Source organism: Rhizobium sp. GW821-FHT14E12, assembly GCF_058803745.1.
The window spans coordinates 1-2538 of sequence record NZ_JBXAPH010000030.1; the positions used below are offsets into that span (position 1 = coordinate 1).

The 2538-nt window shown below is 61.3% G+C and carries 3 protein-coding genes; all 3 read right to left on the reverse strand.

The genetic code is table 11. From position 1 onward, the window contains the following. Window positions 1-25 precede the first annotated feature (25 nt). From tnpC to tnpA, 3 genes are read right to left on the reverse strand one after another with little or no spacing between them, the layout of a single operon-like run. The gene (gene tnpC, locus AC1RO0_RS31875; RefSeq protein ID WP_498596510.1) at window positions 26-1660 is read right to left on the reverse strand and encodes an IS66 family transposase; all 1635 of its coding nucleotides are present in this window, start codon (window positions 1658-1660) and stop codon (window positions 26-28) included. Between the two features lie 45 nt (window positions 1661-1705). Continuing rightward, complete coding sequence (gene tnpB, locus AC1RO0_RS31880; RefSeq protein ID WP_498596511.1) at window positions 1706-2053, reverse strand: IS66 family insertion sequence element accessory protein TnpB; 348 nt, start codon at window positions 2051-2053, stop codon at window positions 1706-1708. After that, window positions 2050-2460, reverse strand: coding sequence for an IS66-like element accessory protein TnpA (tnpA, locus tag AC1RO0_RS31885; RefSeq protein ID WP_498596512.1), 411 nt, complete (start codon window positions 2458-2460; stop codon window positions 2050-2052). The genes tnpB and tnpA overlap by 4 nt, the downstream gene beginning before the upstream one ends. Between the last annotated feature and the right edge of the window lie 78 nt (window positions 2461-2538).

The window sequence follows — 2538 nt, forward strand, 5'->3', positions numbered from 1 at the left end:
GTAAGCATCCGGTGAAGGACGCAGGTCAGGCCGCTTGAGCATCTAGCGCCGTCGGCGTCCAGTTCCACGGAAGTAATTGTTTCAATTTGCTTGTCGGCGTGTCAGCGATGTTGGCGAGGACATCAGCAAGCCAAGCTTGCGGATCGATGTCGTTGAGCTTTGCGCTCATGATCAGCGTCGCCATGAAGGCCGCGCGATCAGCACCACGATCCGATCCGGCGAAGAGCCATGACTTTCTTCCGAGAGCAAAGCCTCGCAGCGCCCGCTCGGCTGCATTGTTCGTCAGACAAATTCTCCCATCTTCCAGGAATGACGTGAAGCCGTCCCAACGCTTCAGCATGTAATCGATAGCCTCGGCGACAGGAGAACTGCGCGACAGCTTTGCCCGCTCGGTCCGCATCCAGTCCTCGAGTTCTTTGACGAGTGAGAGGCTGTCGACGCGACGACGCTCCAGGCGTTCGTCAGCAGCAAGCCCGTTGATCTTCCGCTCGATGTCGAACAGGGCATCAATCCGTTTGACGGCCTCCAGCGCCATCGGCGAGATCGGGGCAGCTTTGCTGCTGCGTTTGGCATTCGTGGCGATGTCGGCCAGCACGAAGAATTTGCGGCGCGAATGTGCCCAGCAGAGTGCCTGCGTCAAAGGACCGGGATCGCGGTCAACCTTGAACAGGGGATTGTAGCCGCCATAAGCATCTGCCTGCAGAATGCCGGTGAAGTTCTTCAAGTGGCGCTCGGGATGCTCCTGCCGCCGGTCCCGCGACGCATAGTAGAGGGCTGCGGGCGGTGACTGCACGCCGAACGGCCGGTCATCCCGGACATATGTCCAGATGCGCCCCGTATCGGTCTTGCCTTTCGCCAGGATCGGCACTGTGGTGTCGTCGCCATGCAGCCGCTCGGCAGCCAGGACATGTGCTTCGATCAACGAATGGAGTGGCTTCAGCGCCGCCGCACAAGCGCCGACCTGATCTGCCAGCGTTGACAGGCTGAGGTCGATACCCTCTCGGCCATAGCGCTCGCTCTGGCGGTTCAACGGTTGATGCTGGGCGAACTTCTCAAACAGGATCATCGCCAGCAGGTTCGGCCCGGTAAAACCACGCGGCGTCACGTGGAAAGGTGCTGGCGGCTGAGTGATCTTCTCGCATTCGCGGCAGGAGAACTTCTCCCGCACAGTCTGGATGACTTTCCACTGGCGCGGGATCACCTCCAGCGTCTCGGTGATGTCCTCGCCGAGCTTCGACAGCCTGGCGGAACCGCAGCAGGGGCAACTCGTCGGGGCGGCGATGACGACGCGCTCGCGCGGCAGGTGTTCGGGAAACGGCTTACGTGATGGACGCTTTCGCTCGAACGCCCGGACTGTCGAGGCCTTGGCAGCAATCTCCGCCGCCAGTTCGTCTTCACCAGCGTCGGCTTCGAGTTCCTCGAGCTGCAGCTCCATCTGCTCGAGAAGTCGCGCCTTGCGCTCGGACCGGCTGCCGTAAAGTTCACGACGAACTTTCTCGATCTCCAGCTTCAACCGCGCGATCAGCGCTTCTGAATGCGACACGAGCGCCTTGGCACTGGCGGCTTCCGCCTCGGCTTTGATACGCCGGGCACGCTCTTGCGCCAGCAGTGCAAGTGCACTGGCAAGGTCGTCAGGAAGCTGTTCGGCCGCATCGTTCATGGAAGGATGGAATCATATTCGACCCCGCCATTCCAGTGCTTTTGCTCATCCTGCCGACGTCGGACGCCAGGTTTTTTGCGGCATCCGCCAGTCTATACCTTCCAGCAGATAACTGAGCTGCGCCGGTGTGATCACCACCGAGCCATCTGCCGCCGACGGCCACATGAAGCGTCCGCGTTCAAGCTTCTTCGTAAACAGGCATGCTCCCTGGCCGTCATGCCAGATGACCTTGATCAGGCCACCACCGCGACCGCGGAACACGAACAGATGTCCGCACATCGGATCGCGCTTCAGCGTCTCCTGCACCATCAGCGATAGACCGGGGAAGCCTTTGCGCATGTCGGTATGGCCTGTTGCCAGCCAGACCTTCACACCAATCGGAACCGGGATCATCTCCGCTCCAGCACGACATCGAGAATGCGGCCCAGCGCCTCTGTATCTATGTCACTGTCCACGCGAATACGACGGCCCCGGCCCAGCTCAATCGTCACATCGCTGCGCTTCCGGCGGGACTGCGATGGAGCGGGCGGCCCCGAGGGAATGGGCGAGGCGGGAGGCGCGGCCTCGGACACGATCACCGGCACCAACGTGCTCGCCGTTTGCGTCCTCGGCTCCTCGATTTGGCAAAGCTCCTTGCGCCAACGGAAGAGCTGGCTGACGTGGATACCGGCCGCACGGGCAATCTCGGAAAGCACCGCACCTGGCTCAAAGCAGGCTGCAACGAGCCGCTCTTTGTCTTCCCGAGACCAGCGCCGTCGGCGCTCGACAGACGTGATCACTTCAATCGGATGCTTCGTCATAGGACTACTCCTAGTGTTTGCACTAGGACTTCCGATGTTCGTCTCAACCTCGCAAGACGGCCCTCACCGGGAGCTTAC

Excerpts from the sequence above, each read along its gene's own strand:
- tnpC (WP_498596510.1), bottom strand. The coding sequence starts at position 1,660 with ATGAACGATGCGGCCGAACAGCTTCCTGACGACCTTGCCAGTGCACTT.
- tnpB (WP_498596511.1), bottom strand. The coding sequence starts at position 2,053 with ATGATCCCGGTTCCGATTGGTGTGAAGGTCTGGCTGGCAACAGGCCAT.
- tnpA (WP_498596512.1), bottom strand. The coding sequence starts at position 2,460 with ATGACGAAGCATCCGATTGAAGTGATCACGTCTGTCGAGCGCCGACGG.